A 25,276-nucleotide genomic window follows, 5' to 3' on the forward strand; every position below is an offset into this window, starting at 1 on the left:
TAGATCCACCAGCCGGATCCCGCCGCACCGTGGTTTCCGTTGCCGCTCATCCGCGGGCCTCTCCGGTAATCGGGCCGGCCGCGGCACGGTCTGGCAGACGATCGGGGTCGTCCCACAGAATCACGATTCCATTGCCGACGTGGTAATGCCGCTGCGCCGGGTCCTCTCCCCAGGCCCGTTTTCTCAACTCTGCAACATGAATCGGAAGTTCCGCCAGCCCTGAGCCCAAAAGGGCATCACGGATCATCGATGTGACCGTTTCGCATCGTTGCGGGCGTGGATACGTCCGGCGATGCCAGAGGACCGCGGGAAGTCCGGCCCGGAGTCCGGCCAGGAGTTGCCGTTCGCCCGCGCTTCCGAGTTGCGGCGGTTCGCTGAGCATCATGACCACGGCTCCGCCACCGAGGCTTGCCTCGACCTGAACGGCCCCGCTTCCGTCCGCGGCGCAATGCACCACATGGTCGGCGACCCGGGCAGTCGCCCGTCGCTGCCACCGGTTTCGCCAGACCCGGTGCCACTCCGTTGACCGCAGGCGATTCAAGCTCCGGACGTAGACCGGATATTTGATGGCCAGTGGGGTCGCCTCGACCGATTGGAGCTCCCGTCGAAATTCCTCGACCGGCAGGTCGAGAAGCGGATCCGGGAGAATGAACTCGATCGTCACCGGCCCCATGTGCTCCGCCCATCTGCGCTCCGCTTCGGCGACGATCTCCACCACGGTGGCCTCGAGGTCCGATTCGAGCACCCGGCGGTCCTCTCCCCGCACCGGCTGCCACACGGTCGCCCATTGGCGCCAGTGCGAGACCAGGTACGAGTCGCCGTCACCCCCGTACTTGTCGAACTGGATGATCAGGTATGCCATGTCGGCGGGCGCCGCCGGCACGGCCGACTCGGCCGGGTGCTCGGCGCGGTAGTCGGCCAGTTCCCACCGGTTCGAGAGGGTGGCCAGCAGTTCCCGCAGCCGTGCGCCGGCCGCCGCGGAGAGCAGCGGGGGGATTCTCTCCAGAAAGCGGAGGCAGGGCAGCACCCCCTCGCTGGCGTTCTCGCCGGCCAGACTGGCGAACAACTGCCATGCGGTGGTGCAGTAGCCGGGCTGTTCGGTCATCCGGATCTCGATCGCCCACCGGTGCAGGTCACCGGTCGTCGCACGGAGCACCTGCAGTTCTTCCCGGAGCCAGAGGACATCGACGTCGGCGAACAGGTCGACAACGTGCCATTCGTCCACGCAGCGAAGGATGGCGGCCGTATCCGTGCTCTCGGGATCGAGCAGGTTGACACTCTCGGCGATTGATCGCATCCCATCGGCCCGCCGGGAGCAATGGTTGACCACCTTGATCACGCGGACGTGAAACGAACTGTGGCCGACCGCAGGAACGCCGGACCCCAGCGTCAGGCTCAACTCCTGCAGAAACAGCGACCAGCCGTCCGCGTCCTGAAGCACCGACGCCGCCGCCAGCGCCTGGATCAGCTCCTTGCGGATGCGGCGCCGGTGGGCGATCGCCTCGGCGTTGGGCTGCTGATCCGTTTCAGGCACGGGCCGCCCCGGTGCCTCGCGTCACCCGTTGGAGCGCAATGGAAGCGTCGGGGTGACAATTGCGATCATCAATGTTGCCGACCGTGTCGACACCCCGTACCTCTGGTGACATAGAGGCATGTTATTCGGCGGTCGGTCGATCTGGAACCAGTCCCTCGCAGGAGACGCCCGCGCGCGGTCAGCCGAGGGTGAGTGCCGGTTCGTGGGTGGCGGTGCGGCGGGTGGTGCGGTCCTCGACGGCGAAGCTCACCGCGGCCAGAACCAGGCCCACGACGCCGAGGGCGACGCCGACCCAGGCCGGCGCGACGTAGCCCCAGCCGCGGGCGATCACCAGACCGCCGAGGGCGGCGCCGAGGCTGTTGGCGATGTTCATCGCGGACTGGTTGACCGCGGCGCCCATGAGCTGGGCGGTCGGGGCGACGCTGATCAGGCGGGACTGCATGGCGGGGCCAAGGAAGAGGCCGCTGGCGCCGATCAGGAACGCGCCGACGAACAGGCCGGTGGCGGAGCCGGCGACGAGGGCGAAGACGACCATGGCGGCGATGAACACGACGAAGCCACCGAGGATGCTGCGGCGCAGGTCGCGGTCGGAGAAGTAGCCGCCGGCGGCGTTGCCGACGGTCATGCCGAGGCCGACGGCGACGAGGACCCAGGGGACGGCGCCGGTGGACAGGCCGGCGACATGGGTGGTGACGGGGGCGATGTAGCTGTCGATGGCGAAGAAGCCGGCGAAGCCCAGGGCGGCGATGGCGGCGACGAGCCACACCTGCGGGGCGCGGAAGGCGGCGAGCTCGGCGCGGGGTGAGCCGTCGACGGCCGCGGCGACGGCGGGGACGGTGGCGGCCACGGCGAAGAGCGTCAGGAGGAACATGAGGGCGATCACCATGTACGCGGTGCGCCAGCTGGCGGCCTGGCCGAGCCTGGTGATGGCGGGGACACCGACGAGGTTGGCGGCGGTGAGGCCGCCGAGGACGATCGCGAAGCCCTTGGCCCGGTTGCCGGGGCCCATGATCGCCGCGGCGAGGAGGCCGGCGGCGCCGAAGTAGGCGCCGTGGGGCAGCGCGGCGACGAAGCGGGCGACCAGGACCAGCTCGAACGTCGGGGCGAGCGCGGACGCGACGGTGCCCAGGGTGAACAGGGCGAGGAGCCCGACGACCAGCAGCTTGCGGGGCACGCGGGCGGTCAGCGCGGCGATGGTCGGGGCGCCGACCACGACACCGAGGGCGTAGACGGTGATCATCCAGCCGCCGTGGGCGACGGCTCTGGCGCTGGAGCGTTCGTACAGCGACGGCAGGAGGTTGCGGGCGATGTCGGGGAGCAGCCCCATCGCGACGAACTCGGTCAGCCCGATGGCGAAGCCGCCCAGGGCGAGGGCGAGCAGCGCGGTCCAGCGCCGGGACGCGGTGAGGTGGTCCATGAGGGGAGTTTAGCAACGCTGTTGCGTTATACGATGTGGTGATGGACACGCCCGGCGCGCACCTGGAGCACCTGCGCGACTACAACGAGTCGCTCGTCGTCGCGCTCGCCCGGAGCCGGGCCGAGTTCGACCGGGCCGGCGTCGCCGAGGCGACCGGGCTGACACCGCAGGCCGTGTCGAAGGTGCTCGGCCGTCTCGTCGAGCACGGCCTGGTCGAGGTCTGCGGGGTCCGCCGGCAAGGCGTCGGCAAGCCGGCCAGCATCTACCGGCTCGTGCCGGGCAGCCGGCACGCGGTCGGCTTCCACGTGGCCCGCCGCACGCTGCGCACGGTCCTGACCGACCTCGCCGGCACCGTGCTCACCTCGACCGTCACGCCGCTGCCGCCCGACTTCACGCCCGGCCAGCTGCTGGACGCCATGCGCGAAGCGGTGCGGAAGGCCGGCGTCAACCCGGTCGGCGCCGGCATCGGCATGGTCGGCCCGCTCGACCACGCCGCCGGCATCGTCCGCGACGCCCACCGGCTGCGGCACTGGCACGACGTGCCGCTGCGCGAGCTGGCCCAGGAGTGCCTGGCGCTGCCCGTGCACCTGGACAAGGACGTCACGGCCGGCGTCACCGCGGAGGCCTGGCGGCGTGGGCCCGCCTTCCGCGACGGCGCGCTCATCATGGTGGAGTCGGGCATCGGCGCGGGCCTGTGGCTCGGCGGCGCGGCCTACCGGGGCGCGCACACCAACGCGGGCGAGTTCGGCCACACGGTCCTGCAGCTCGACGGCCCTCGATGCGTCTGCGGCCGGTCCGGCTGCCTGGAGATCCTGCACGACACCGCGGTGGCGGACGGGCAGCTGGGCACGGCCGCCCGGGTGCTGGCGACCGGCATCGTCAACCTGTTGCAGACCACGGACGTCAACCACGTGGTCCTCGCCGGCGCGGATCTGCTCCGTTCTTCCGAGGTGTACGAGACGACGACGCGCGACGCCATCCCCCGCTCGCACTGGCTGGACGTCTCGGTGACCCTGGCCGACCTGGGCGCCGACGTGATCGCGGCGGGCGCGGCGATGCAGGTGCTCGACGCGGCGTACGGCATCCCTTCAAAAATGGGTGTTCGTTCATTATTCTCGACGGTGTGATCGACCGCAGCAGCCGCACCGCCGAGCACGTCGCCCTGTTCCGCGCCCTGGAGACGGTCCGCCCCGGCGGCGGCCTGTTCCGCGACCCGCCCGCGCGGCGGTTGCTGCCCCGGCGGCACCGCACGGTGATCGACCTGTGCCGGGTGCCGGGAGTGCACGGCGCCCTGGTGCGCTACATCGACCGGCGCTGGTCCGGCGGCCCGCGCGCCTCCGCCGTCGTGCGGACCCGGCTGATCGACGAGTGGCTGGCGGCCGCCCTGGCCGGCGGTGCCCGGCAGGTGGTGCTGCTCGGCGCCGGGTTCGACAGCCGCGCCACCCGCTTCGACGGCGCGACGTTCTTCGAGGTCGACCACCCCGCGACCCAGGCGACCAAGCTGCGGCGGCTCGGGCGCGACGCCCGCCCGGGGGTGGTGTTCGCGCCGGCCGACCTGGGCGTCGACGACCTCGGCAGGGTGCTGCGGGACGCGGGGTTCGCGCCGTCGGTGCGCACCGTGGCCATCTGGGAAGGCGTCACCAACTACCTGACCGCGGCGGCCGTCGACGCGACGCTGCGGGACCTCACCGCGCTGTGCCCACCGGGCAGCACCGTCATCTTCACCTACGTCGACCGCGGCGTCCTGGACGGCACCGCGACGTTCCCCGGCGCCGCCGAGTGGCACGACGCGGTCCGGCGCGAGGGCGAGCCGTGGACGTTCGGCCTCGACCCGGCCGAGGTCCCCGGCTACCTGCGGCAGCGTGGGCTGGACCTGGTCGAGGACCTGTCGACGCGGGACGCGGCGCGGCGGCTCCTGCCCGCGTCCCGCCAGGCCGAGCCGACGGCCGAGTTCTACCGGGTCGCCCTGGCTCACGTCGGCGTTTCCGGGGACGGCGCTGCTTCCGGAGGCGGCGCTGCTTCCGGGATCGGTGGTCGCTGATGCCGAAGGTCGACGACGCCCACTTCGCCGCGCGGCGCCGGCAGATCCTCGACGCCGCCGCCGCGTGCTTCGCCCGGGAAGGGTTCCACCGCACGTCGGTGCAGGACATCGTCCGCGAGTCGGGGGTCAGCGCCGGCCTCGTCTACCGATACTTCACCAGCAAGGACGACATGATCGCCGCCATCGTCGCCGAGCGCCACGAGCAGCGCGAACGCCGCCTGCGGGAGGATCCGTTCGCCGCGTACGCCGACCTGCTGCGCGGCCTCGCCGACCCGGCCGGGCGCGACGCCCTGCGGCTGTCGTTGCAGGTGTGGGCGGAGACGGTCCGCTCGGAGCCGATCCGCGCCCTGGTCCGTTCGGGTGTCGACCGTCCCGCCTCGCACGCCGCGGACCTGCTCGCCGGCAACCCCTTGCCGCCGGGCGTCGACGTGGACGCGGTGGTCAGGATCTTCATCGCCGTGTATCAGGGCCTGCTGCTGCAGACCGTCCTCGACGACACCCTGGACCACGAGCGGCTCGCCGCCGCCGCCGAACACCTGCTGCGGGCCGCGCTCAGTCCCCCGCCGCCCAGTCCTCCGCAGTGAACGGGCCTCCGCAGTGAACGGGCCTCCGCAGTGAACGGGCCGGCCGCGCTCAGCCCTCCGCGATGAACGGGCCGGCCGCGGCCGGCGGCGCGAACCGCGGACCGGCGAGCGCGGCGAGGGCCTGGTGCACTTCGGCCGCGCTCTCGAGGGTCTCGTCGAGGGCGAGCAGGACGATCGACGGCCGCCCGTCCGCCTGGTTGCGGTGGTCCGCCGCCGTGCCGAGGTCGACGCCGGCCGCCGGCACGATGACCAGACGGTGGGTGCCGGAGTCGTCGCCGGGGTTGACGTAAGGCTCAAGGAACACGGCGTCGATCGCGCTCCACGGCACCTCCCGGTTGATCCCGGCCACGCGCAGCCGGAGGCCGGCCGGCTCGATGGTCACCGGGTCGGGCCGGAACGCCTGCCGCACGCTCCACAACGCGAACAGCACGACGACGGCGCCGAGCACCAGCAGCGCGGTCGATCCCAGCGGGATGATGAACAGCAGGCTCACACTCCAGCCGTTCTGCGACCCGTAGATGATCCCGAGGCCGGCCGCGAAGTAGAGCGCGAGCAGGAAGAAGTTCGGGCGGCGGTAGTGCAGCGTCATCAGGTCTCCGGGCGCGACGTGGATCTCGAAAGCGGCGACAGTCTCGCACACCACACGCGCCCCATGTGTCCCGCCGGAAACCGCTCAGATCCGGGTGCGCGCCGCCGATGGCACATGCCGTGACCACGCCCCGCCGCTCCCACTGGATGGCCCTGCTCGCGGTGACCGGTGCCGTCGCCGGCGGCGCGTACGCCGCCGCTCGCAAGGTCCGGACCAGGCAGTTCGTCCCGCCCGCAGCAGCGCCGACCGACCCGCCGCTCCACGTCCGGTCGCCGTCCGCCGACCCTCCGACGGCCATGACGCCTTCCGCCGCCGGACCTTTCGCCGATGAGCCGCCCACCGTCGGACCGCTCACCGCAGAGCCATCCACTGTGGACAGACAGGCCCGGCGGTCGCTGGTGCCGATGGCGGTCGGTGGCGCGGTGGCCGTCGTCCTGGCGCTCGCCGTCGCCGTCGCGGCCCGCCCCTCGGATCCCGGCCGGACGGCGACCCCAAAGCACCCGGCGACCCCACAGCACCCGCCGGCCCCGCGACAGCCGGCGGCAACACCACAACCGGGCGCCGGGCTGCCGCGGGCCGCCACCGCCGCGCAGCCGGTCGGCCTGTCCACGGCGGGCGGGGGCTGCGTGACCGGCCCGGACCGCCCGGTCCTGGACACCGTCCACCCGACCCTGTCCGCGTCGTTCACCGGGGTGCCGGCCGAGCAGTACGTCCAGCCCACGTTCCAGCTCCGCCGCGACACCGACGCCGTCGACCCGGCCGGGACGTTGCCCGGCGAACCCGTCGCCGCCGGGCGGACCTCGACCCTGGACCTGCGCCGGCACACGACCCTCGCGCATGGGGTGACCTACCGCTGGCGGGTCCGCGGCACCCCGGACCTGAACCCCGGCGACGACGCCGGCTGGTCGTCGTGGTGCGAGTTCACCGTCGCCGCGACCGCACCCGACGCCCTGGACCTGGACGACGGCCGCACGTACACGGTCACGCTGCCCACCGCGAGGTGGCAGGCGATCCTGCGGGTCCTCGGACCGGTGCCGCCCTCCCCCGGCGGCGACCGGCCGGAGCAGGCCCCGATCGAGGACGCCGTGCGGCGCGCCGCACCCGGCACGGCCCAGGCCCCGGTCACCATGACCGGGTCACGCTGGAAGCTGATCGCGAACGATCTGGCCAGCCTGACCTCGAGCGGAGACGGGTCCACATGGGACCTCGTCGACATCCTTTCCACGGCCCTGGGCGGCCCGCCGCGCCTGACCATGGGCTTCCCCCGCCAGACCTGAGGGCAAGGTCTGCCGCCCCGCGGTCGGTTCGCGTCCGTCGATGGCAGGATCGGTCGATGCGGGTTCTCTTCGACGGCACGGCACCGGTCGCGTACGGCCAGATCTACGTCACCAGCCGCGAGCTGCCGGACATGAGCAGGGCGTTCGCCGGACAGGTGAACGGGTTGTGCGGGGCCGGCGACGCAGGCGCGTTGTTCCTCATGACCGGGACGCACACCGGGCGGGTCCGGTTCAGGGTCGAGCTGCACGACGCCGCGCCGCCCACCGCCGGGGCGTGGGAGGACGTGGTGGAGGTGTCGTTCGTGCCGAGGGCCGCGACCGTCGACCTGGTCCCGTGGGGCGACGGGTCGCTGGCGCACCTGCCGCTGATCCCCGACGGCACCGGCCCGCTGCCCGCCTTCCGGGTGCGGTACTGCGCCGCCGGCATGGACGAAGGGCGGGACCCGTTCGGCGGGCTCGACCCCGACGAGATCGACGAGATCGGTTACCCGGACCAACGGCCGGACCGCTACCTGCTGTGCTTCTGGCCGACAGGGCCGACAGGGCCGACAGGGCCGACAGGGCCGGACGCGGGGCGCGCCGACGCGGTCCTGCGGCAGGGCAGCGACGTCGCCGCGTACTGGCACCGCTGGGCGGCCGAGCTGCCGCCCCCGCCGAGCCTGTGGCAGCGGGTCGAGGAGGAGTTGCGGCAGCGGTTGGAACGGCAGCGACGCGACGAGGAGTACCGACGGCTCGACGACCTGCGGCAGTGGGGCGGCCGGGCGCCCAGCGAGCGGCTCCGGCAGGTCCGCGGCAACGTCCACGGCATCGTCCTGGTGGACCGGGACCTGGTCGACGGACTGGCGCAAGCCGACCCGGCCACGCAGCGGCGGGTGGCGATCTGGGCGGCGCGGCGGGCGTTCACCGTTGCCCGCATCGCCGATCTCGACTGGATGGCTCCGGCGTGGGCGGCGCTGGACCGCGGCGACCCGCTGCCGGCCGAGTTCACCGACATGGCGGCGCTGCTGACCCGGATCCTGAGTGCGCGGACCTTCACGTACTCCATCAGCTCGCTGCGCCCGGCGGGCCGCCGCAGGGGCGAGGACCTGGTCCACAGCGCGCTGAAGGGACCGGTGGAGCCGCGGGCGATGGCGCTGCCCGCCCTGCTGGCCGCGGCGGCGCCGGACCCGCTGCAGGCGGCCCTCGAGGCGGTCTGGGCGGCGGTCACCACGTACGCCGACCGGCACCCGGTGTTCCTCGCCGAGCTCCGGCGGTCCTTCCCCGAGGTTGCCGGCCGCGGTTGACCTGGAGCGCGCTCCAGGTGCCAGGGTCGGTGCCATGACGGAAACGGCGCGGTCCCCGCTGGTGCTCGGGGCGATGATGTTCGGCACCACCATCGACGAGGACACCTCGTTCGCCCTGCTGGACCGGTTCGTCGAGCGTGGCGGCGAGTGGATCGACACCGCGAACTGCTATGCGTTCTGGGCGAGCGACACCGGCCTCGGCGGCGACAGCGAGCGGGTCATCGGCCGCTGGCTGGCCGCCCGGCCCGGCGTCCGCGGCCTCCGGATCGCCACCAAGCTCGGCGCCGAGCCCCTGGAGGCCGGTTCCTGGCCGGAGCGCCGGGAGGGGCTCTCCCCCGCCGCCGTGCGGGACGCGTTCGCCGGCAGCCTCGACCGGCTCGGGATCGACCGGGTCGACCTGCTGTGGCTGCACCAGGAGGACCGCTCGACGCCGATCGAGGAGACCGTCGAGGCCCTGGCCGGGCTGCCCGCGGACCGGGTCGGTGTCTCCAACCACCCGGCCTGGCTGGTCGAGCGCGGCCGGGCGCACGCCCGCACGATCGGCGCGCCGCCGTTCGACGCGCTGCAGCTCAACGCGACCTACCTGCGGCCGCGGCCCGGCACCCTCCCGCCCGGCGTCGCGCACCGGTTCGGCGTGCTCAGCGACGAGCAGGCCGATTACGCCGCGGTGCACGGGCTGGAGGTGTGGGCGTACACGCCGCTGCTGTCCGGCGCCTACGACAACCCGGCCAAGGACATCCCCGACGTGTACGACCACCCCGGCAACACGGCCCGCCTGGCGGCCCTGGACGCGGTGACCGCCGAGACCGGGGCGGCCCGCGGCCAGGTGGTGCTGGCCTGGCTGCTGAGCCGGGGTATCCGGCCGATGCTCGGCGGCAGCAAGCTCGACCAGCTCGACGCCGCGCTGGACGGGGTCGAGCTCAAGCTCACCCCGGACCAGGTGGAGCGCCTCGACGCCGCCGACCGGCACGAGTGGGCCGCGCCCTACGCGCGGCGCTGACGATCACGGACGCAGGGCCAGCTTGCCGGTGGTGGACCCGGCGGCGAGCTGCGCCAGCACCTTCGGACCGTCCGCCAGGTCGTGGACGGCCGGCGCCCCGGGTGGGTAGACCCCGGCGGCGATGAGCGCGCGCAGTTCCCCGGTCAGCCAGGCGAAGACGTGCGGCGCCGACTGTGCCAGGACGCCGATGTGCAGGCCGATGAGCTGGATGGGGTACCGGAACACGAGGTCCGCGTTGGTGACCGCGGCCTCGCCGGACGCCAGGCCGTAGACGACGACCCGGCCGGTGACACGCCGGGTGGCCGCCAGGCCGGCGGCGAACGCGCTGCCGCCGGCCGACTCCAGGACCAGGTCGGCGCCCGCGCCGGCGGTCAGCTCGAGCACCCCGGCGGCGATGTCCGCACGGTCGAGCACATGGTCTGCGCCGAGGGCGCGCACCACGCCGTGCTTCTCCCTCGCTGCGGCGCCGATGACGGTGGCGCCGTAGTGCTTGGCCAGGCGGACCGCGGCCTGCCCGACCCCGCCGGCCGCGGCGTGGATCACGACGGTCTCGCCGGCGCCGACGCGGCCCAGCGGCTTGAGGGCGGCCAGGGCGGTGGCCCAGTTCAGGACCAGGCCGAGCGCCTGTTCGTCGGCCCAGCCGGGCGGGACGCGTACCGCCGAAACCGCCGGCATCGCCACGTATTCGGCGAACGCGCCCGGCCCGGCACCCACCACGCGCGCACCGACCGGCGGCCCGGCCACGCCGTCGCCCAGCGCGACGACCTCGCCGGCCGCTTCGAAACCGGCGAGGTACGGCGCCCGCGGTCCCCCGCCGTACGTCCCGTGGCCCTGCATCACGTCGGCGAAGTTGACGCCGGCGGCGGTGACCCGGACGAGGATCTCCCCGGGGCCCGGTGCCGGCACGGGCACGTCGGTGACCAGGTGCAGGTCGTCGGGGCCGGCAAGCGTGGCCTGCCGCAGGGCTCGCATGGTGGCGTTCCTGGTGGTCATGCGGCGACGCTAAACCTTCACATCGATTGGAAGGTCAAGGCGCCGTGAGGGCGGTCACGCCGTGGACATGATGCGGGCGATGTTGTCCGGGGCGAAGTACTCCGGGATCGGGGTGCTGCCCTGCATCGCGCCGAGGAAGCGGGTGCTCTCCGCCGGCGACGCGGCGATCGTGGCGAACAGCGCGGCCATCTCCGGGGCCGGCGGTTCCATCGAGGCGAGGTCGCGGGTCAGGTGCAGCGCCGGCAGGAAGCGTTCGTCGCGGCGGCGTTGGTACTCGGCGAGCGCGGCGTCGAGGTCCGACGGCAGGCCGGCGTCGATCGCGTCGGCGAGCAGGGTGGCGCCGACGAAGGCGTCGGTGATGCCGGACGCGGTGCACGGGTCCTTGTGGTAGCCGGCGTCGCCGACGAGCGCCCAGCCGGGGCCGTGTGAGGTGCGGAAGAAGTTCGGCACGTCGGCGGTGCCGCGGAAGCGTTCGGCCCGCGTACCCGCCGCGACGCGAGCGGCGAGACCGGGCACGCGGGCGACGGCGGCGAGGAAGTTGCCCTCGATGTCGGTGCGGAAGTCGTGGAACTGGGCGGTGGGGCAGGCGACGAAGACGCAGGCGAGGTCGTCGTTGGTCGGGAACACCACCACGGCACGGTCGCCGAGCTGGTAGATCTCCGCGACGGTCGAAGCAGGCAGGCGGTAGTACGTGTAGTAGCAGGCGGTCGCGGAGGGCGTCGCGTCGTACAGCGTGGCGCCGGCCTCGCGGGCCACCAGCGAGTGCAGCCCGTCGGCGCCGACGACGACCGGCGCCCGGGCCTCGAAGTCGGCACCGTGCACGCCGACGACCCGGCCGGTGCCGTCGCGCAGCAGGCCGTGCACCGTGGTGGACTCGCGGACGGTGGCGCCGGCCGCGGCCGCGGCGTCGAGCAGGATCTTGTCCAGGACGGTGCGGCGGACACAGTACGGGTGGGCGGCGCCGTCGACCGCCGGTGGCGGGCCGCTGATGGCGAACGGGCCGAAGTCCATGCGGAAGCCGGCGAGGGGCGGCGCGCCCGAGGCGGCGACCCGCTCGTGCAGACCCCACTGCCGCAGCAGTGCCATCGCCGGCACGTGCAGCAGGTGCGTGGACAGCACGTCGCTGGGGAAGGCGGCCCGGTCCAGCAGCAGCACGCGGTGGCCACGGCGGGCCAGGAGCATGGCGGTGGGTGCGCCGGCGACGCGTGCCCCGACCACGATCGCATCGAAGTCCATGCGCAGCACCGTACCGGGCGCGCTACGCGGTGAGTTGCTCCGCCACGGCGGCGAGGAGGTCGGCGCCGGTGAAGGGCTTCTCCACCAGGTGGACGCCGGGGTCGAGGATGCCGTTGCTGGTCAGGACCGGCTGGGCGTAGCCGGACATGAACAGCACCCTGGTGTCGGGCCGGGCCAGGCGGAGCCGTTCGGCGAGGACCCGGCCCAGCATGCCGGGCATGACGACGTCGCTGAGCAGCAGGTCGATCGGGCCTTCGTGGGCGGCCGCGACCTCCAGGGCGTCGGCGCCGTCGGAGGCGGCGAGGACGGTGTATCCGCCGCGGCCGAGGATGCGGGTGGTGACCTCGCGCAGCGCCTCCTCGTCCTCGGCGACGAGGACCGTCTGGCCGGTGCCGCCGGGCAGGTCGGCGCACGGGCTGTCGCCGGCGGTGAGCGGTGCGGCGTCGGTGGCCGGCAGCAGGATCGTGATGGTGGTGCCGAGACCCGGCTCCGAGTAGAGGCGCACGGTGCCGCCGGCCTGCACGACGATGCCGTAGACGGTGGCCAGGCCGAGGCCGGTGCCGGCGCCGCTGGGCTTGGTGGTGAAGAACGGCTCGAATGCCTTGTCCTGCACGTCGCGGGGCATGCCGGTGCCGGTGTCGGAGACGCGGAGCCGCACGTACAGGCCGGGTTTGAAGCCGTCGCGGGTCATGGAGTGCTCGTCGTCGACGGCGACGGTGCCGGTGTCGACGGTGAGCCGGCCGCCTTCGGGCATCGCGTCGCGGGCGTTGACGGCGAGGTTGACGAGGACCTGTTCGAGCTGGCCGGGGTCGGCGACGACGGACGGGAGCCCGTCCGCGAGGGTGGTGCTGAGCTCGATGTGCTCGCCGATGGAACGGGTCAGCATCTGCTCGACCTCGGCGATGACCCGGTTGACGTCCAGCGGCACGGGCCGGATCACCTCCCGCCGGGCGAACGCGAGCAGCTGGTGGGTGAGGTCGCTGCCGCGCTGCCCGGCCCGCAGGATCTGTTTGGCGTCCTCGGCGAACGGGGTGCCGGCGCCGTCCTCGACGATGAACTCGGCGTAGTTGAGGATGACGGCGAGCAGGTTGTTGAAGTCGTGCGCGACGCCGCCGGCGAGCTGGCCGAGGCTCTCCAGGCGCTGGGTGCGCTGCTGGCGGACCTCGTCCATCTGCCGCTCCGCCTCGGCGCGCAGCCGCTCCTGCTCGGCCCGGGCGGCGATGCGGTCGGTGACGTCACGGATGCCGGCCAGCTCGATCATGCCCTCGTCGGTGCGCAGGACGCTGCGGGTGATGTCGACCGGGACGAGCGTGCCGTCGCGGTGCCGGGCGGCCGGGCCGGACCAGCCGTCGGCCACGGCGCCGTCGGGCAGCAGCTGCCGCACCGGCAGGTCCAGCAGGTCGTAGCGGGGGTAGCCGAAGAGCCGCTCCGCCTGGCTGTTGACCAGCGCGACCCGGTTGCTCTCGTCGACGCCGATGAGCGCGTCCGGTCCGGCGTCGATGACGGCCTGCATCTGCGCCTCGGCGCGCTCCCGCTCGCTGATGTCACGGGTGGTCGTCGTGACGCCGATCGTGCGGCCGTCGGGCGCGGTGAGGGGCGAGACCAGCATCGAGACGGTGAAGACGGTGCCGTCCGCGCGTTGGCGCAGCGTCCGGTACGGGTCGACGCGACCTCCCGCCGCGACGATCGTGCGGATCTCCGCCTCGTCGGCCCGGCGCGACGGCGGGATGATGAGGTCCTTCGACCGGCCGAGCACCTCCCCCGCGGTGTAGCCGTAGAGCCGCTCGGCACCCGGGTTCCAGGACAGGACGAGCCCGTCGAGGTCGGTGGAGACGATCGCGTCGTGCGAGGACTGCACGATCGAGGCGAGCAGCGACCGGGCCCGGTCGGCGCCGCTCTGGCCGCCGAGGTCGTGCAGGACCGCGAAGATGTGCCCCTCCACGACCGACAGCGTGATCTCCGCGGAGAACAGCGTCCCGTCGCGGCGGACCGCCCGCAGCGGCTGTCCCACGCGCTTGTCGGGCTGGGCGACCCCCAGGTACGCGCGGACCCGCTCGGCCATCGGCGGGTTCGCCGGGGGCACGAGCACGTTGACGGACTGGCCGACGAGGTCGTCGGCGCCGAACATGTCCCGCGCGGCCGCGTTGGCGAACGCGATCTCGCCGTATCCGTCGCTCACCACGATCGCGTCCGGCGCCACCTCTAACAGGCCGCTCGCGAGCGTCTCCGTCCACCGCACCTGACCGCCCCCGCACGTATGCGCCAAACACTCAGCGTAAGGTGACAAAAACGGACAGTAGTCGAGTTTCGGAAAGAGGTGGTGGCGTGAGCGTTGATCCCAACCGCCCCAGCGCCGCCCGCATCTACGACTACTTCCTCGGTGGCACGCACAACTTCGCGGTCGACCGGGAGGTCGCCGAACGGGCGTTCACCCTGGTCCCGGACCTGCCGCAGATGGCCAGGGACAACCGGGCGTTCCTGCGCCGCGCGGTGCGGCTCGCCGCGTCCCGCGGCATCCGCCAGTTCATCGACATCGGCTCCGGCATCCCGACCGAGGGCAACGTCCACGAGGCCGCCCACGCCGCCGACCCCGACGCCAGGGTCGTCTACGTCGACGTCGACCCGATCGCGGTGATCCACTCACGGCAGATCCTCGGTGACGACCCGCGCACCGTGGTCCTGCAGGCGGACCTGCACCACGTGGACCAGATCCTCGACGACCCGGCGGTGCGCGCGCTGGTCGACTTCGACCGGCCGGTCTGCCTATTGTTGGTGGCAATGCTGCACTTCATCCCGGACTCGCCGGAGCTGCACACGGCCCTGCGCCGTTACCGGGACGCGCTCGCCCCGGGCAGCGTCCTCGCCGTGTCGCACGGCACCGCCGGCTCGCACCCCGACCGGCTGGAGGACCTCGCGAACCTGTACGTGCGCACCGGCACACCGCTGGTGCTGCGCGACCGGGCCGCGATCCTCGGCCTGCTCGACGGCTGGGAGCTGCTCGACCCGGGACTGGTCCACCTGCCGCTGTGGCACGCCGACCCGGGCGACCCGCCGGTCGAGGACCCGGACGCCTACGCCGTCCTGGCCGCGGTCGGTGTCCGGACGTGATCTCCGGGCCGGACCTCGACACGCACCGGGTGGCGCTCACCGGGTACTGCTACCGCATGCTGGGCTCCGCGTTCGACGCCGAGGACGCGGTGCAGGAGACGATGCTGCGGGCCTGGCGCGCCGCCGGCCGGTATGACGAGCGCCGGGCCAGCCTGCGGACCTGGCTGTTCGCGATCGCCACCAACGTGTGCACGGACGTGCTGCGCGCCGCCGGCCGCCGCGCCCTCGCCGTCGACCTGGCGCCGGCCGGGGCGCCCGGCGGGGACTTCGGGGCGCCGCTGCCGGAGTCCGCGTTCGTCGGCCCCGTCCCGGACGCCAGGGTGCTGCCGGACGGCGGTGACCCCGCGGACCTGGCCGTGCAGCGGGACACGATCCGGCTCGCGTTCGTCGCGGCGCTGCAGGTGCTGCCGCCGAAGCAGCGGGCGGTGCTGATCCTGCGCGAGGTCCTGTCGTGGTCGGCGGCGGAGGTCGCCACGCTGCTGGAGACGTCCGTGCCGTCGGTCAACAGCGCCCTGCAACGGGCCAGGGCCGCACTGCCCTCCGTCCCCGCGCCGCGACGGACCACCGACGGGGAGATCGACCAGGCGCTGCTGGACCGCTACGTCGACGCGTTCACCAACCACGACGTCGACACGCTCGTGACGCTGCTGCACGAGGACGCGACGATGTCGATGCCGCCGTTCTCGTGGTGGCTGTCCGGCCGGGACGCGATCGGCGCCACGATGCGCGCCTCCGACGCCTGCCGGGGCGACGTCCTGCTGCAGGTGCGGGCCAACGGCGGGCCGGCGTTCGGGCAGTACCGCGACGGCCGGCCGTTCGCGCTGCTGCTGCTCACCGGCGGGCCGCTGATCACGTCGTCGGTCGCCTACCTGGGCCGATCCGACCTGTTCCCGCTGTTCGACCTGCCGGCGAGCCTGGTTCACAGCACCTGATCGAGCGCGGCGTAGGCGGTCTCCGCCTCGTCCCGCACGGCGGCGCGCACGGCCGCCGGGTCGTCACCGGCGCGCATCCGGTCGCGGATGACAGCGTGCAACGCCCGGTCGACGGCGGCCAGCACGGCGGCCCGCCAGGTCGCACCGCCGAGCACCTCGGCCAGGGCCTCCTCCGCGCGCTGGGAGAGCAGCCTGGCCCTGGCCTGCAGCGCCGGCGAGTCGTCGATGACCTGCCAGAACACGGCCACGTCCGGGGACAGGCCGAGGGTCGGCTCGCCACGGTCGAGCTCCTCCAGGAACAGCCGTCGCACCGCGGCGACCGGTGACTCCCCCGGCCGGCGGGCGCGCACCGCGCCGGCGAGGCGCTGGACGACCTCGTCCTGCCGGTCGAAGAACAGGTCCTCCTTCGTCGGGAAGTAGTTGAACGCGGTGTTCACCGAGACCCGGGCCGCGTCGGCCACCTCCGCGACCGTGACCCGGTCGAACCCCTTCGCCAGGAACAGGCCGAGCGCCGCGTCCGCGATCGCCGTCCTGGTCGCCGCCTTCTTCTCCGCCCGCAGTGCCACGCCCACAATCATAGCGTCACCACAAATTTGGTGTCACACCAAGATTAGTCGTACCGTGGCCGCATGTTGCACTTCGGGATCTATCCGGGCGGCCTCGGCGCCGACCTGAACGGCGTCATCACCCCTGGACCGCCGGAGGACGCGGCCCGCATCGACGAGCGGCTCGATGAGCTGCGACCACAGCTCGTGCGCGGCTACGTGCACTACAGCGACGCCCTCGGCGGGCACCAGGAGGCGCCGCCCCGCCCGGCCCGGCACGCCACCAACGGCCGGCGGCTCGACCTCGTCGCCTGCTTCCACGAGCCGGGCGACGACCTCTCCGGCTGGCTGGCATACCTGCGCGGGCTCATCCGCGACCACGGCGACGTCCTGGCGACGCTGCAGGTCGGCGAGGAGGCCAACCACGCCGGCCCCGGTGGCGACGGCGGGTTCCCGCAGGTCCGGCGGGCGATCGTGGAAGGCGTCCTGGCCGCCCGGGACGAGGTGGACCGGCTCGGGCTGGACGTGCTGATCGGCTGCAACTCCACCCCGGTCTTCGACCCCGGGCAGGACTTCTGGACCGCGCTGGGCCGCCTCGGCGGCGCCGAGTTCACCGGCGCGCTCGGCTACGTCGGCCTGGACTTCTTTCCCGACGTGTTCCGTCCGATACCGGTGGAGGCGTTCGCCGGCGCCGTCGGCGCGGTGCTGGACGGGTTTCGCTCCGCCAGCCTCGCCGCGGCGGGCATCCCCGCGTCGGTGCCGATCCACGTGACCGAGCACGGCTGGGCGACCGGCCCGGACCGCTCGTTCCAGCGGCAGGCCGACGTCCTGGAAACGGTGGTGCGGACCGTCGACGAGCTGTCCGGGCCGCTGCACATCACCGCGTACGAGCACTTCTCACTGCGCGACGCCGATTCGGACCACGCGGACCTCATGTTCCAGTTCGGGCTGGTCCGCTCGGACTACACGCCGAAACCCGCGTTCGCGCGGTTCCGCTCGCTGATCGGTGAACTGGGGCCGTGACACACAACGGCCCGCGCTGTGGCGAGCGCGGGCCGTTGCTGCGAAAGGGAGTTGCTGTCTCAGGGCGACTCGCCGAGCGTGACGGTGACCTGCTGCTCGGCGTTGTTGCGCTTGATGGTCATCGTGACCTGGTCGCCGACCTTCGCGGCCTGGACGGCGTTGATGAGGTCGGTCGCGCCGTTGATCGTCGTGGTGCCGATCTTCGTCACCAGGTCGCCGGTCTTGATGCCGGCCTTGTCCGCCGGCCCGCTGGCCACGACCCCGCCGATCAGGGCGCCGTTGTCGCCGTCGCCGAGCTGCACCCCGAGGTACGGGTGGCTGACCTTCCCGCCCTTCGCCAGCTGGTCGGCGGCGGAGCGGGCCCGGTTCGCGGAGATCGCGAAGCCGACGCCGATGTTGCCGTTGCTGTCCTGGCCGGCGGTGAGGATCGCGGTGTTGATGCCGACGACCTCGCCGGCCAGGTTCACCAGCGCGCCACCGGAGTTGCCGGGGTTGATCGCCGCGTCGGTCTGGATCGCGTCGGCGATCGACTTCGCGCCCTGCTCCCCCGAGCTGATCGTGCGGTGCAGCGCGCTGACGATGCCCGCCGTGACGGAACCCTGCAGGCCGAGCGGGCTGCCGACGGCCAGGACGGTGTCGCCGACCCGCAGCGCGTCGCTGTCGCCGAACTTCGCCGCGGTCAGCCCCGACACGTTCTGCGCCTTGATCACCGCGATGTCCCCGGCCGGGTCCGTGCCGACGACCGTGGCGCTGGCGGTCTTGCCGCTGCTGAACGTGACGGTCAGCTTCGTCGCGCCGGCCACCACGTGGTTGTTGGTGATGATGGTGCCGTCGGTGCTCATGATGACGCCGGAGCCCTCGCCCTCCTGCGTCGTGATGTCCACGACGCTCGGCAGGACCGCCTCGGCGACGGCGCCGACCGAGCCACGCTCGAGGTTCGGCGCGGCGTTGCGGGTGACGACGGTCGTCGGACCGGCCTGGTCGTCGGCGAAGTTGGTCGCCACGAGCCCGCCGCCGAACGCCGACACGACCGCGATCACGACCCCGGCCACGATGAGCCCGGCGACCCGCCCGCCCCGGATGGGCTGCTGCGGCTGGTGCCCGTAGCCGGGCTGGCCGGACACCGGCGGGTAGCCCAGCGGGCCACCGGACGCGGGTTGCTGGCCGTTGTAGCCGTACTGGCCGGGGTACGCCGGACCGCTCACGGGGTGCTGACCGGGCGTCTGCCCGGGCACGTGTCCGGGTGCTTGTCCGGGCATGTGTCCGGGCACGTGTCCAGGTGCCTGTCCCAGCGCGCCGACCGCCGGGAACGCGGCAGTGGTGGAGCCGTTGCCCGGCGCGCCGGTCGTCGGGAACGCGCCGGTGTGCTGCGTCATCGGGGTCGTCGGCCAGGTCTGCGTGCCCGGCGCGGCCCGCCCCGGCATCCCCGGGACGACCTGGGCGGCGGGCAGCCCGGGCGTCTGGGCACCGGTGACGTGCTGCGGATGTCCCGGCAGCGGCGTGGTCGAGGCGCCGGACAACGCCGGCGGGAACGGTCCCGCCGGGACCGGCCCGGTGCTGTCCCCGGCGCCCTGCGCACCGGCCGGCGCACCGGCCGGCGCACCAGCCGGCCTGGCCCAGATCGGCGCCGGCCCGGAGGTCTGCGGGAGGTCAGAGGTCTCCGGCGAGCTGTGCGCACCCGGCGGCTGACCCGGCGTCGCGGGATGTGCTGCGGCGGGCGGTGCGCTCCACTGGCGGTCCTCGTCACTCATGATGTCCACCTTGCACAACGCACCTCCGCCCAAACTGGACTTATCCTGGGAACTCGCCGTGAGCCTCGCGCACGGTGCTCAGCGTGCCACCACCGGGTCACGGTCGACCAGCGCCGGCACGCCGTCGGGGCGACGGCGGGACACCAGGAGCAGGCCCGCCGCGCCGAGCAGCACCGTCACCACGACCGAACTGGCGACCGGGGAGAACAGCGCGTCGGCGTGACCGCTGAAGCCGAGGTGACCGTCGACGACCAGCGGCGTCGCGATCGCGTTGGTCACGCTGTGCAGGACGACACCCGGCCAGATCGAGCCGGTGCGGACCCGCATCTCACCGTAGAGCACGGCGGCCACGGTGAGGCCGGCGAACATCAGCACCAGGAAGAGCGGCCACGACAGTGACGTCACGAGGCGCAGGTCGGCGGCGGAGGTCCACATCAGGTAGAGCGGCAGATGCCACGCCGACCAGACGACCCCGACCAGCAGGTGCGGTGCCAGGCGGCCGGGCAGGCCGAGCGCCATCGCCGTGCGCGTGCCGTACCCGCGGAAGATGAACTCCTCGAGCGGATTCTTGATCACCTGGACCGCGAAGACGGTGAGGAAGGCGGCGATCAGCGGTGCGTCGCCCGTCCAGGAGAACGTCACCGCGCCCACGGCGACGCCGGCGCCGACGCTGACGGCGGTGATCACCGGATACAGCAGCGCGGCGGCGGCGAACCAGCGGGTGCGGTGCGGGAACCGGAGGGTGAGGCCCAGTGGGCCGGCGCCGTCGCGGGAGGCGAAGTGGAGCACGACCGCGGCGATCACCGGGCCGAGGATGAACAGCAGCATGCCGGGGGTGCCGCCGCTGTCGCTGAAGGCGGCGTCGTTGGCGAGGTCGGTGCCGGCGGCCAGGTCGGCGGCGACGCCGAGCCAACCGGCGCCGACGACCGCGACGGTGAAGAGGACGAAGTTGCGCCGGGCGCGGGTCATTGCTCCCCCTGCAGGGTGTCGAGGCATTCGTCGGCCCAGGCGACCGATGCCCGGGCATGGTGGATCCCGGCGAGGACGGTCATGCGGATGAACGGCCAGTCGGGCGTGTCGCCCTCCGCGGCCTGCAGCCCCGCGAGGAGCCGCTCGTATTCGGCGAGCTGCGACGAGGCCGCGTCCCGGGCCGACCGCAGCAGCTCCCGGCACCGGTCCCGGCCGAGCACCCGGCCGAAGAAGAGCCGCAGCAGCAGCCCGTTTCGCGGCGGGCTCTCCTGCACGGGCTCGTTCAGCAGCTCGATCAGCCTGGCCGTGCCGGACTCGGTGATGGCGAAGACCGACGAGCGGGCCCTGGCGCCGCCCCGGCGCTCGACGTGGCCCGCGTCCTCGAGGGCCTGCAGCGTGGGGTAGATCTGGCCGAAGCTCTCGCTCCAGAAGTGCCCGAGCACGTCCCGGATCGCCTCGCGCAACGCGTAGGCCGTCATCGGCTCGACGCTCAGCCCGCCCAGGACCGCGACCTGTGTCTGACTGGATCTGCTCATGACCACCTCATATATCTGTCAGATATTTCTAACAGATATATGGGCCCGAAAACAAGGCGCCCGAAGGCGCCCTGTCTTGCAGAGGAGGTCAGGCGGTCCAGTCGGGCCGCAACGGGTAGGAGGAGTCGCCCAGGCGGGTGGTCTTCGTGCCCAGGATCTGGTGGAGCTGGATCTGGTTGCGTTCGAAGGCGAACCGGGAGCCGGCCATGTACAGCCCCCACACCCGCGCCGTGCCGACGCCGACCTCGTCGACGCAGGCGTCCCAGTGCTCGACGAGGTTGCGGTTCCACCCGGCGAGGGTGTGCGAGTAGTGCATCCGCAGGTTCTCCTCGTGCTGCACCTCGAACGCCGCGTCGTGCACCGCGCTGACGAGCTTGCCGGGGCTGGCGAGCTCGCCGTCCGGGAAGACGTACCGGTCGATGAACGCGCCGGTGCGGTGCGAGGTGCGGTTGTCGGCGCGGGTGATGCAGTGGTTGAGCAGCCGGCCGCCGGGTTTGAGCCGGTCCCGCAGCGTCTTGAAGTACCGCGGGTAGTTGCGCAGCCCGATGTGCTCGGTGAGGCCGATGGAGCTGATCGCGTCGAAGTGCTCCAGCGGCGCGTCGCGGTAGTCCAGGTGGCGGACCTCGGCGAGGTGACCCAGCCCCTCGCGTTCGATCGCGGCCTGTGCCCACGCGGCCTGCTCGCGCGACAGCGTCACGCCGAGGGCCTTGACGCCGTACTCGCGGGCCGCGTGCCGGACCATGCCGCCCCAGCCGCACCCGACGTCGAGCAGCCGCATGCCGGGCTTGAGCGCGAGCTTGCCGGCCACCAGGTCGTACTTGTTGGACTGGGCCTGCTCGAGGGTGTCGCTCGGCGAGCGGTACACCGCGCAGGTGTAGGTCATCGACGGGCCGAGGACCTTCTCGTAGAAGGCGTTGGAGACGTCGTAGTGGTGGTGGATGGCCTCGGCGTCGCGGCCTCGGCCGTGGCGCAGGCCCTGCAGGGTCCGCTTCCAGTTGGGCAGGTGCTCCTGCGGCGGGGGCGGCGGCGGGCGCAGCCGCTCCCAGCCGAGGCCGCGCACCAGCCGGAGGGCGTCGGCGGGTGACGGCATGCGCAGCTCGAGACCCTCGAGGGCCTTGAGTGCCTCATACGGGTCGCCGGGGTGCACGCCGCGCAGTTCGAGGTCGCCCGTCACATACGCGCGGGCCATGCCGAGGTCACCGGGGGCGGTGAGCAGGTAGGTCAGGCCACGTTCGGAGGCGACGTGCAGGCCGATCGCCGCCGTGGCGGGGCCGACCGCGCTGCCGTCGTACGCGGTGATGCGCACGGCCGGCTCGCTCGTCGTGACGGCGCGGACGATGTCCGCGACGGTGGGCATCGGCGGCCGCTGCCGCGGCGCCGAGGAACGTTTGTTGGTGATGGTCATCGTCGCCCCACTACCTTGTCGTAGAGGTCGGTCAATCTGTGGTCGGGGTCGTAGCGGTCCTTCGCGGCGCGGTACGCGGCGGCACCGTAGAGCCGGTCGAAGGTTTCCCTGTCGTAGTACGCGTCGGAGTACAGCGACTTGTGGCCGCCGAACTCGGACACCTTTGCCTCGATGGCCCGGTTGACGTCGCCGTCGGCGGCGCCGGGCACGATCGGCACGGTGCCCCAGAATCCGACGTTCACGTAGGGCTCGCCCGCGTGCATCGGGTAGAGGGGCCAGGCGGTGCCGGAGCGCAGGCGCAGCGGGCACAGCCAGATCGGTGCCATCGGCACGTTGTCGGTGAACCAGTGCAGGAACTTCCCGGTCAGGGCCAGTGGCAGCTCGACGTCCTGCACCACCCGCTCCCGGTCGGGGTTGCCCCGCCAGCGGTCGACCTTCGCGGCGACGCCGTAGCGGTTCTCCAGCCGCACGATGCGGTGGTAGACGTCGCTGCGGCGCAGCCTGGTCGGCCACAACCGCCGCAGGAGCGGCTGTTGCGCGCCGAACGCGGCCGAGCACCAGAACCAGTCGGTGTCCCACCGCCACAGGTAGTCGTAGGCGGTGAGGTGGTCGGTCGCCTTGGACCGCAGCGACTGGTAGTAGACCGACTGCCCGGTGTAGTCGCTCGTCGTGCCGGTGCCGCCGAAGCTGCCCAGCACCAGGTAGGACTCCTCCGGGCGGAACACGACGCCGTCCATGACGTCGACGTCCACGCCGTCCCAGCGCCCGGTGCGCATCACCTCGCCGACGGCTTCGAGGAGGTCCTCGACGTCGTCGAAACGGATGTTGCGCAGCGCCACCTGCGGGCTGATGGGCTGCAGCTCGATGCGCAGCCGGGTGGCATACCCGAGACTGCCCAGCGAGTTGGGGAACGCGGCGAACAACGAAGCGTGCTCGTTGTCGGGCCGGGCCGTGACGACCTCACCGGCACCGGTGAGGATGTCGAGCTCGATCACCGACTCGTGCGGCAGTCCGTGCCGCCACGAGGTGGCCTCGATGCCGAGGCCGGTGACGGCGCCGCCGAGCGTGATGGTGCGCAGCTGCGGCACGACCAGCGGCATCAGCCCGTGCGGCAGGGTCGCGTCGACGAGGTCCTCATACGTGCACATGCCCTGCACGTCGGCGGTCCGGCCCAGGGGGTCGATCTCGATGACGCCGTCGAGGCCGCTGACGTCGAGGCCGGCAGGTCCGGCCGCGGATCTCGGGCGGAACAGGTTGGATGTCTTCTTGGCCAAGCGGACCGGGCTGCCGTCCGGCACCGCCGCATACGAGGCTCGCAGCACGGCCACCGCGCGCTCGTGCTCGGGTCTCCCTTTCGGGTTGATCCGTCTCACTCGATCACCTCCTTTCCTGTGAAGGTCCCCGTGACCTTGCACATTCCAGGTGTTCAAGAGTTGAAACTTGCACATTAGGCAAGATCAACCAATGGCTGGTGATCAACCTCACGGCACGCGCCGGTAACTTGACTAAGCGAGTTCCCCGAGTCTCCTGGCGAGGTACCGCCGCTCCGCGTCCGTGCCGACGATCGACAGCGCCTCACGGTATGCCACCACCGCCTCCTCCCGCCGCCCGAGCCGGCGCAGCAGATCCGCCCGGGTCGCCGGCAGCAGGTGATATCCGGTGAGGTGACCGTCGTCACGCAGCGCGTCGACGAGCGCCAGCCCGGCCGCGGGCCCGTCGGCCATCGCCACCGCGACCGCCCGGTTCAGCTCCACGACCGGCCCCGGGGCGAGGCGGGTGAGCTGCCCGTACAGCAGGCTGATCTGCGGCCAGTCGGTCTCCTCGGCGCGGCGCGCGGACGCGTGGCACGCCGCGATCGCCGCCTGCACCTGGTAGCGGCCGGCCCGGCGGCGGCGCAGCACCCGGTCGAGGATCGCCAGGCCCTCCTCGATCCGCGGGTGATCCCAGGCCGTGCGGTCCTGCTCCTCGAGCGGCACCAGGTCCCCGCCGGCGTCCAGGCGGGCGGGGCGGCGGGCCTCGTGCAGCAGCATCAGCGCGAGCAGGCCGTGCACCTCGGGCTCGTCGGGCATCAGCGCGGCCAGGACCCGGCCGAGCCGGATCGCCTCGGCGCTGAGGCCACCCCTGATGAGCACCTCGCCGGCGGTCGCCGCGTAGCCCTCGTTGAACAGCAGGTAGACCACGGCGAGGACCGCCTCGAGCCGCTCCGGCAGCAGGTGCGCGGGCGGCACCCGGAACGGGATCGCGGACCGGCGGATCTTGTTCTTGGCGCGCACCAGGCGCTGGGCCATGGTGCGCTCCGGCACCAGGAACGCCCGCGCGATCTCCGCCGTGCTGAGCCCGGCGAGGCTGCGCAGGGTCAGCGCCACCCGGGCGTCCAGCGACAGCGCCGGATGGCAGCAGGTGAAGATCAGCTGCAGCCGGTCGTCGGGCACGGCGTCGGGTTCCTCGTCCCAGGGGTCGGGTTCCGGCGTCGACATCGCAACCTCCCGCAGCTTCCCGGCCTCGACGGCGTCGCGGCGCAGCCGGTCGAGGGCCCGGTTCCGGGCGGTGGTGGTGAGCCAGGCCCCCGGCCGCCGCGGCACGCCGTCGACGGGCCAGCGCACGAGTGCCTGGGCGAACGCGTCCTGGGCGCACTCCTCGGCGAGGTCCCAGTCGCCGGTGGACCGGATCAGTGTCGCCACGATCCGGCCCCATTCCTCGGCGTAGACGGCGGCGAGGAGCTCCCTCACTCCCGCCAGAACGGCCGCACCTCGATCCGCCCGTGGCGGGCCATCGGGTGCCGCGCCGCGACCTCGATCGCCTGGTCGAGGTCGCCGCACTCGATGATGTCGAAGCCCGCCATCTGTTCCCTGGTCTCGGCGTACGGGCCGTCGGTGAGCAGCACCTCACCGTCGCGGACCTGCACGGTCGTCGCCTCGTCCGGAGACACCACCCGGTTGCCGAACAGCCGGATGCCCCTGTTGTCCATCTCCGTCACCCACGCGACGATGTCGTCGCCGGTCGGGTCCTCGCTCGGCTTGCCGTCGGCGACGACCAGCATCAGGTACTTCACG

General features: G+C 72.9%; 23 protein-coding genes. 9 read left to right on the plus strand and 14 right to left on the minus strand.

The genetic code is table 11. The features are described from left to right. Positions 1–46: 46 nt before the first annotated feature. Complete coding sequence (locus Dsi01nite_RS02780; RefSeq protein ID WP_203844385.1) at positions 47–1,534, minus strand: VMAP-C domain-containing protein; 1,488 nt, start codon at positions 1,532–1,534, stop codon at positions 47–49. A 178-nt stretch (positions 1,535–1,712) separates the two neighbouring features. Next, the gene (locus tag Dsi01nite_RS02785; RefSeq protein ID WP_203844386.1) at positions 1,713–2,951 is read right to left on the minus strand and encodes an MFS transporter; all 1,239 of its coding nucleotides are present in this window, start codon (positions 2,949–2,951) and stop codon (positions 1,713–1,715) included. A 41-nt stretch (positions 2,952–2,992) separates the two neighbouring features. Between Dsi01nite_RS02785 and Dsi01nite_RS02790 the strand changes: the two genes are divergently transcribed. Genes Dsi01nite_RS02790 through Dsi01nite_RS02800 form a run of 3 tightly spaced genes read left to right on the plus strand, consistent with a single transcriptional unit; the run spans position 2,993 to position 5,576 of the window. Further along, a complete protein-coding gene (locus Dsi01nite_RS02790; RefSeq protein ID WP_203844387.1) occupies positions 2,993–4,078 on the plus strand; it encodes an ROK family transcriptional regulator in 1,086 nt (361 codons plus the stop codon). Further along, complete coding sequence (locus Dsi01nite_RS02795; protein ID WP_203844388.1) at positions 4,075–4,992, plus strand: class I SAM-dependent methyltransferase; 918 nt, start codon at positions 4,075–4,077, stop codon at positions 4,990–4,992. Before Dsi01nite_RS02790 ends, Dsi01nite_RS02795 begins: the two co-directional genes overlap by 4 nt. After that, the gene (locus tag Dsi01nite_RS02800) at positions 4,992–5,576 is read left to right on the plus strand and encodes a TetR/AcrR family transcriptional regulator (RefSeq protein WP_203844389.1); all 585 of its coding nucleotides are present in this window, start codon (positions 4,992–4,994) and stop codon (positions 5,574–5,576) included. Before Dsi01nite_RS02795 ends, Dsi01nite_RS02800 begins: the two co-directional genes overlap by 1 nt. 49 nt (positions 5,577–5,625) lie before the next feature. Here Dsi01nite_RS02800 and Dsi01nite_RS02805 read toward each other — a convergent pair whose 3' ends face one another. Beyond that, positions 5,626–6,219: a hypothetical protein gene (locus tag Dsi01nite_RS02805; RefSeq protein ID WP_203844390.1), complete on the minus strand. Its 594-nt coding sequence runs from the start codon at positions 6,217–6,219 to the stop codon at positions 5,626–5,628. 53 nt (positions 6,220–6,272) lie between these two features. Between Dsi01nite_RS02805 and Dsi01nite_RS02810 the strand changes: the two genes are divergently transcribed. Genes Dsi01nite_RS02810 through Dsi01nite_RS02820 form a run of 3 tightly spaced genes read left to right on the plus strand, consistent with a single transcriptional unit; the run spans position 6,273 to position 9,725 of the window. Continuing rightward, positions 6,273–7,442 carry a hypothetical protein gene (locus tag Dsi01nite_RS02810; protein ID WP_203844391.1) on the plus strand — a complete coding sequence of 390 codons (1,170 nt, stop codon included), beginning with the start codon at positions 6,273–6,275 and terminating at the stop codon, positions 7,440–7,442. A gap of 56 nt (positions 7,443–7,498) precedes the next feature. Then, entirely contained in the window at positions 7,499–8,725 is a 1,227-nt protein-coding gene (locus Dsi01nite_RS02815; protein WP_203844392.1) for a hypothetical protein, read from the plus strand. 34 nt (positions 8,726–8,759) lie between these two features. Beyond that, complete coding sequence (locus Dsi01nite_RS02820; protein ID WP_203844393.1) at positions 8,760–9,725, plus strand: aldo/keto reductase; 966 nt, start codon at positions 8,760–8,762, stop codon at positions 9,723–9,725. 3 nt (positions 9,726–9,728) lie between these two features. Here Dsi01nite_RS02820 and Dsi01nite_RS02825 read toward each other — a convergent pair whose 3' ends face one another. The 3 genes from Dsi01nite_RS02825 to Dsi01nite_RS02835 are packed head-to-tail and all read right to left on the minus strand — an operon-like array spanning position 9,729 to position 14,193. Further along, entirely contained in the window at positions 9,729–10,718 is a 990-nt protein-coding gene (locus Dsi01nite_RS02825; RefSeq protein ID WP_203844394.1) for a zinc-binding dehydrogenase, read from the minus strand. A gap of 54 nt (positions 10,719–10,772) precedes the next feature. Beyond that, positions 10,773–11,954 (minus strand): NAD(P)/FAD-dependent oxidoreductase, encoded by a 1,182-nt coding sequence (locus tag Dsi01nite_RS02830; protein ID WP_203844395.1) that lies wholly within the window; start codon positions 11,952–11,954, stop codon positions 10,773–10,775. 22 nt (positions 11,955–11,976) lie between these two features. Next, positions 11,977–14,193, minus strand: a complete 2,217-nt coding sequence (locus Dsi01nite_RS02835; RefSeq protein ID WP_239135635.1) for a PAS domain S-box protein — start codon at positions 14,191–14,193, stop codon at positions 11,977–11,979. 86 nt (positions 14,194–14,279) lie between these two features. Between Dsi01nite_RS02835 and Dsi01nite_RS02840 the strand changes: the two genes are divergently transcribed. Next, positions 14,280–15,062, plus strand: a complete 783-nt coding sequence (locus Dsi01nite_RS02840; protein ID WP_203844396.1) for an SAM-dependent methyltransferase — start codon at positions 14,280–14,282, stop codon at positions 15,060–15,062. After that, complete coding sequence (locus tag Dsi01nite_RS02845; RefSeq protein WP_239135636.1) at positions 15,059–15,994, plus strand: RNA polymerase subunit sigma-70; 936 nt, start codon at positions 15,059–15,061, stop codon at positions 15,992–15,994. Before Dsi01nite_RS02840 ends, Dsi01nite_RS02845 begins: the two co-directional genes overlap by 4 nt. Here the strand turns inward: Dsi01nite_RS02845 and Dsi01nite_RS02850 are convergent. Further along, positions 15,982–16,560, minus strand: coding sequence for a TetR/AcrR family transcriptional regulator (locus Dsi01nite_RS02850; RefSeq protein WP_203844397.1), 579 nt, complete (start codon positions 16,558–16,560; stop codon positions 15,982–15,984). The two genes, Dsi01nite_RS02845 and Dsi01nite_RS02850, sit on opposite strands and share 13 nt — an antisense overlap. 63 nt (positions 16,561–16,623) lie before the next feature. Between Dsi01nite_RS02850 and Dsi01nite_RS02855 the strand changes: the two genes are divergently transcribed. Beyond that, positions 16,624–17,562, plus strand: coding sequence for a hypothetical protein (locus Dsi01nite_RS02855; RefSeq protein WP_203844398.1), 939 nt, complete (start codon positions 16,624–16,626; stop codon positions 17,560–17,562). 59 nt (positions 17,563–17,621) lie between these two features. On the opposite strand, the gene Dsi01nite_RS02860 is transcribed toward Dsi01nite_RS02855, so the two are convergent. The 7 genes from Dsi01nite_RS02860 to Dsi01nite_RS02890 all read right to left on the minus strand — a co-directional run bounded on the left by Dsi01nite_RS02860 (position 17,622) and on the right by Dsi01nite_RS02890 (position 25,275). Then, positions 17,622–19,313 (minus strand): S1C family serine protease, encoded by a 1,692-nt coding sequence (locus tag Dsi01nite_RS02860; protein ID WP_203844399.1) that lies wholly within the window; start codon positions 19,311–19,313, stop codon positions 17,622–17,624. A gap of 78 nt (positions 19,314–19,391) precedes the next feature. Next, entirely contained in the window at positions 19,392–20,282 is an 891-nt protein-coding gene (locus tag Dsi01nite_RS02865; RefSeq protein ID WP_203844400.1) for a CPBP family intramembrane glutamic endopeptidase, read from the minus strand. Further along, positions 20,279–20,818: a PadR family transcriptional regulator gene (locus tag Dsi01nite_RS02870; protein WP_203844401.1), complete on the minus strand. Its 540-nt coding sequence runs from the start codon at positions 20,816–20,818 to the stop codon at positions 20,279–20,281. The genes Dsi01nite_RS02865 and Dsi01nite_RS02870 overlap by 4 nt, the downstream gene beginning before the upstream one ends. Positions 20,819–20,906: 88 nt before the next feature. Next, positions 20,907–22,223, minus strand: coding sequence for a class I SAM-dependent methyltransferase (locus tag Dsi01nite_RS02875; RefSeq protein ID WP_203844402.1), 1,317 nt, complete (start codon positions 22,221–22,223; stop codon positions 20,907–20,909). Then, positions 22,220–23,587 carry an FAD-binding oxidoreductase gene (locus Dsi01nite_RS02880; RefSeq protein ID WP_239135646.1) on the minus strand — a complete coding sequence of 456 codons (1,368 nt, stop codon included), beginning with the start codon at positions 23,585–23,587 and terminating at the stop codon, positions 22,220–22,222. The genes Dsi01nite_RS02875 and Dsi01nite_RS02880 overlap by 4 nt, the downstream gene beginning before the upstream one ends. A 141-nt stretch (positions 23,588–23,728) precedes the next feature. Beyond that, positions 23,729–24,961: an RNA polymerase sigma factor gene (locus tag Dsi01nite_RS02885; RefSeq protein WP_203844449.1), complete on the minus strand. Its 1,233-nt coding sequence runs from the start codon at positions 24,959–24,961 to the stop codon at positions 23,729–23,731. After that, positions 24,949–25,275, minus strand: a complete 327-nt coding sequence (locus tag Dsi01nite_RS02890; protein ID WP_203844404.1) for a YciI family protein — start codon at positions 25,273–25,275, stop codon at positions 24,949–24,951. Before Dsi01nite_RS02890 ends, Dsi01nite_RS02885 begins: the two co-directional genes overlap by 13 nt. Between the last annotated feature and the right edge of the window lies 1 nt (position 25,276).

It is taken from the genome of Dactylosporangium siamense (assembly GCF_016862795.1).
Taxonomy (GTDB): Bacteria; Actinomycetota; Actinomycetes; order Mycobacteriales; family Micromonosporaceae; genus Dactylosporangium; species Dactylosporangium siamense.

Bases quoted from the DNA above. Each gene is read 5' to 3' on its own strand.
- Dsi01nite_RS02820 (WP_203844393.1), top strand. From the start codon at position 8,760: ATGACGGAAACGGCGCGGTCCCCGCTGGTGCTCGGGGCGATGATGTTC.
- Dsi01nite_RS02800 (WP_203844389.1), top strand. From the start codon at position 4,992: ATGCCGAAGGTCGACGACGCCCACTTCGCCGCGCGGCGCCGGCAGATC.
- Dsi01nite_RS02865 (WP_203844400.1), bottom strand. From the start codon at position 20,282: ATGACCCGCGCCCGGCGCAACTTCGTCCTCTTCACCGTCGCGGTCGTC.
- Dsi01nite_RS02785 (WP_203844386.1), bottom strand. From the start codon at position 2,951: ATGGACCACCTCACCGCGTCCCGGCGCTGGACCGCGCTGCTCGCCCTC.
- Dsi01nite_RS02790 (WP_203844387.1), top strand. From the start codon at position 2,993: ATGGACACGCCCGGCGCGCACCTGGAGCACCTGCGCGACTACAACGAG.
- Dsi01nite_RS02860 (WP_203844399.1), bottom strand. From the start codon at position 19,313: ATGAGTGACGAGGACCGCCAGTGGAGCGCACCGCCCGCCGCAGCACAT.
- Dsi01nite_RS02825 (WP_203844394.1), bottom strand. From the start codon at position 10,718: ATGACCACCAGGAACGCCACCATGCGAGCCCTGCGGCAGGCCACGCTT.
- Dsi01nite_RS02870 (WP_203844401.1), bottom strand. From the start codon at position 20,818: ATGAGCAGATCCAGTCAGACACAGGTCGCGGTCCTGGGCGGGCTGAGC.
- Dsi01nite_RS02855 (WP_203844398.1), top strand. From the start codon at position 16,624: ATGTTGCACTTCGGGATCTATCCGGGCGGCCTCGGCGCCGACCTGAAC.
- Dsi01nite_RS02815 (WP_203844392.1), top strand. From the start codon at position 7,499: ATGCGGGTTCTCTTCGACGGCACGGCACCGGTCGCGTACGGCCAGATC.
- Dsi01nite_RS02830 (WP_203844395.1), bottom strand. From the start codon at position 11,954: ATGGACTTCGATGCGATCGTGGTCGGGGCACGCGTCGCCGGCGCACCC.
- Dsi01nite_RS02810 (WP_203844391.1), top strand. From the start codon at position 6,273: ATGGCACATGCCGTGACCACGCCCCGCCGCTCCCACTGGATGGCCCTG.
- Dsi01nite_RS02875 (WP_203844402.1), bottom strand. From the start codon at position 22,223: ATGACCATCACCAACAAACGTTCCTCGGCGCCGCGGCAGCGGCCGCCG.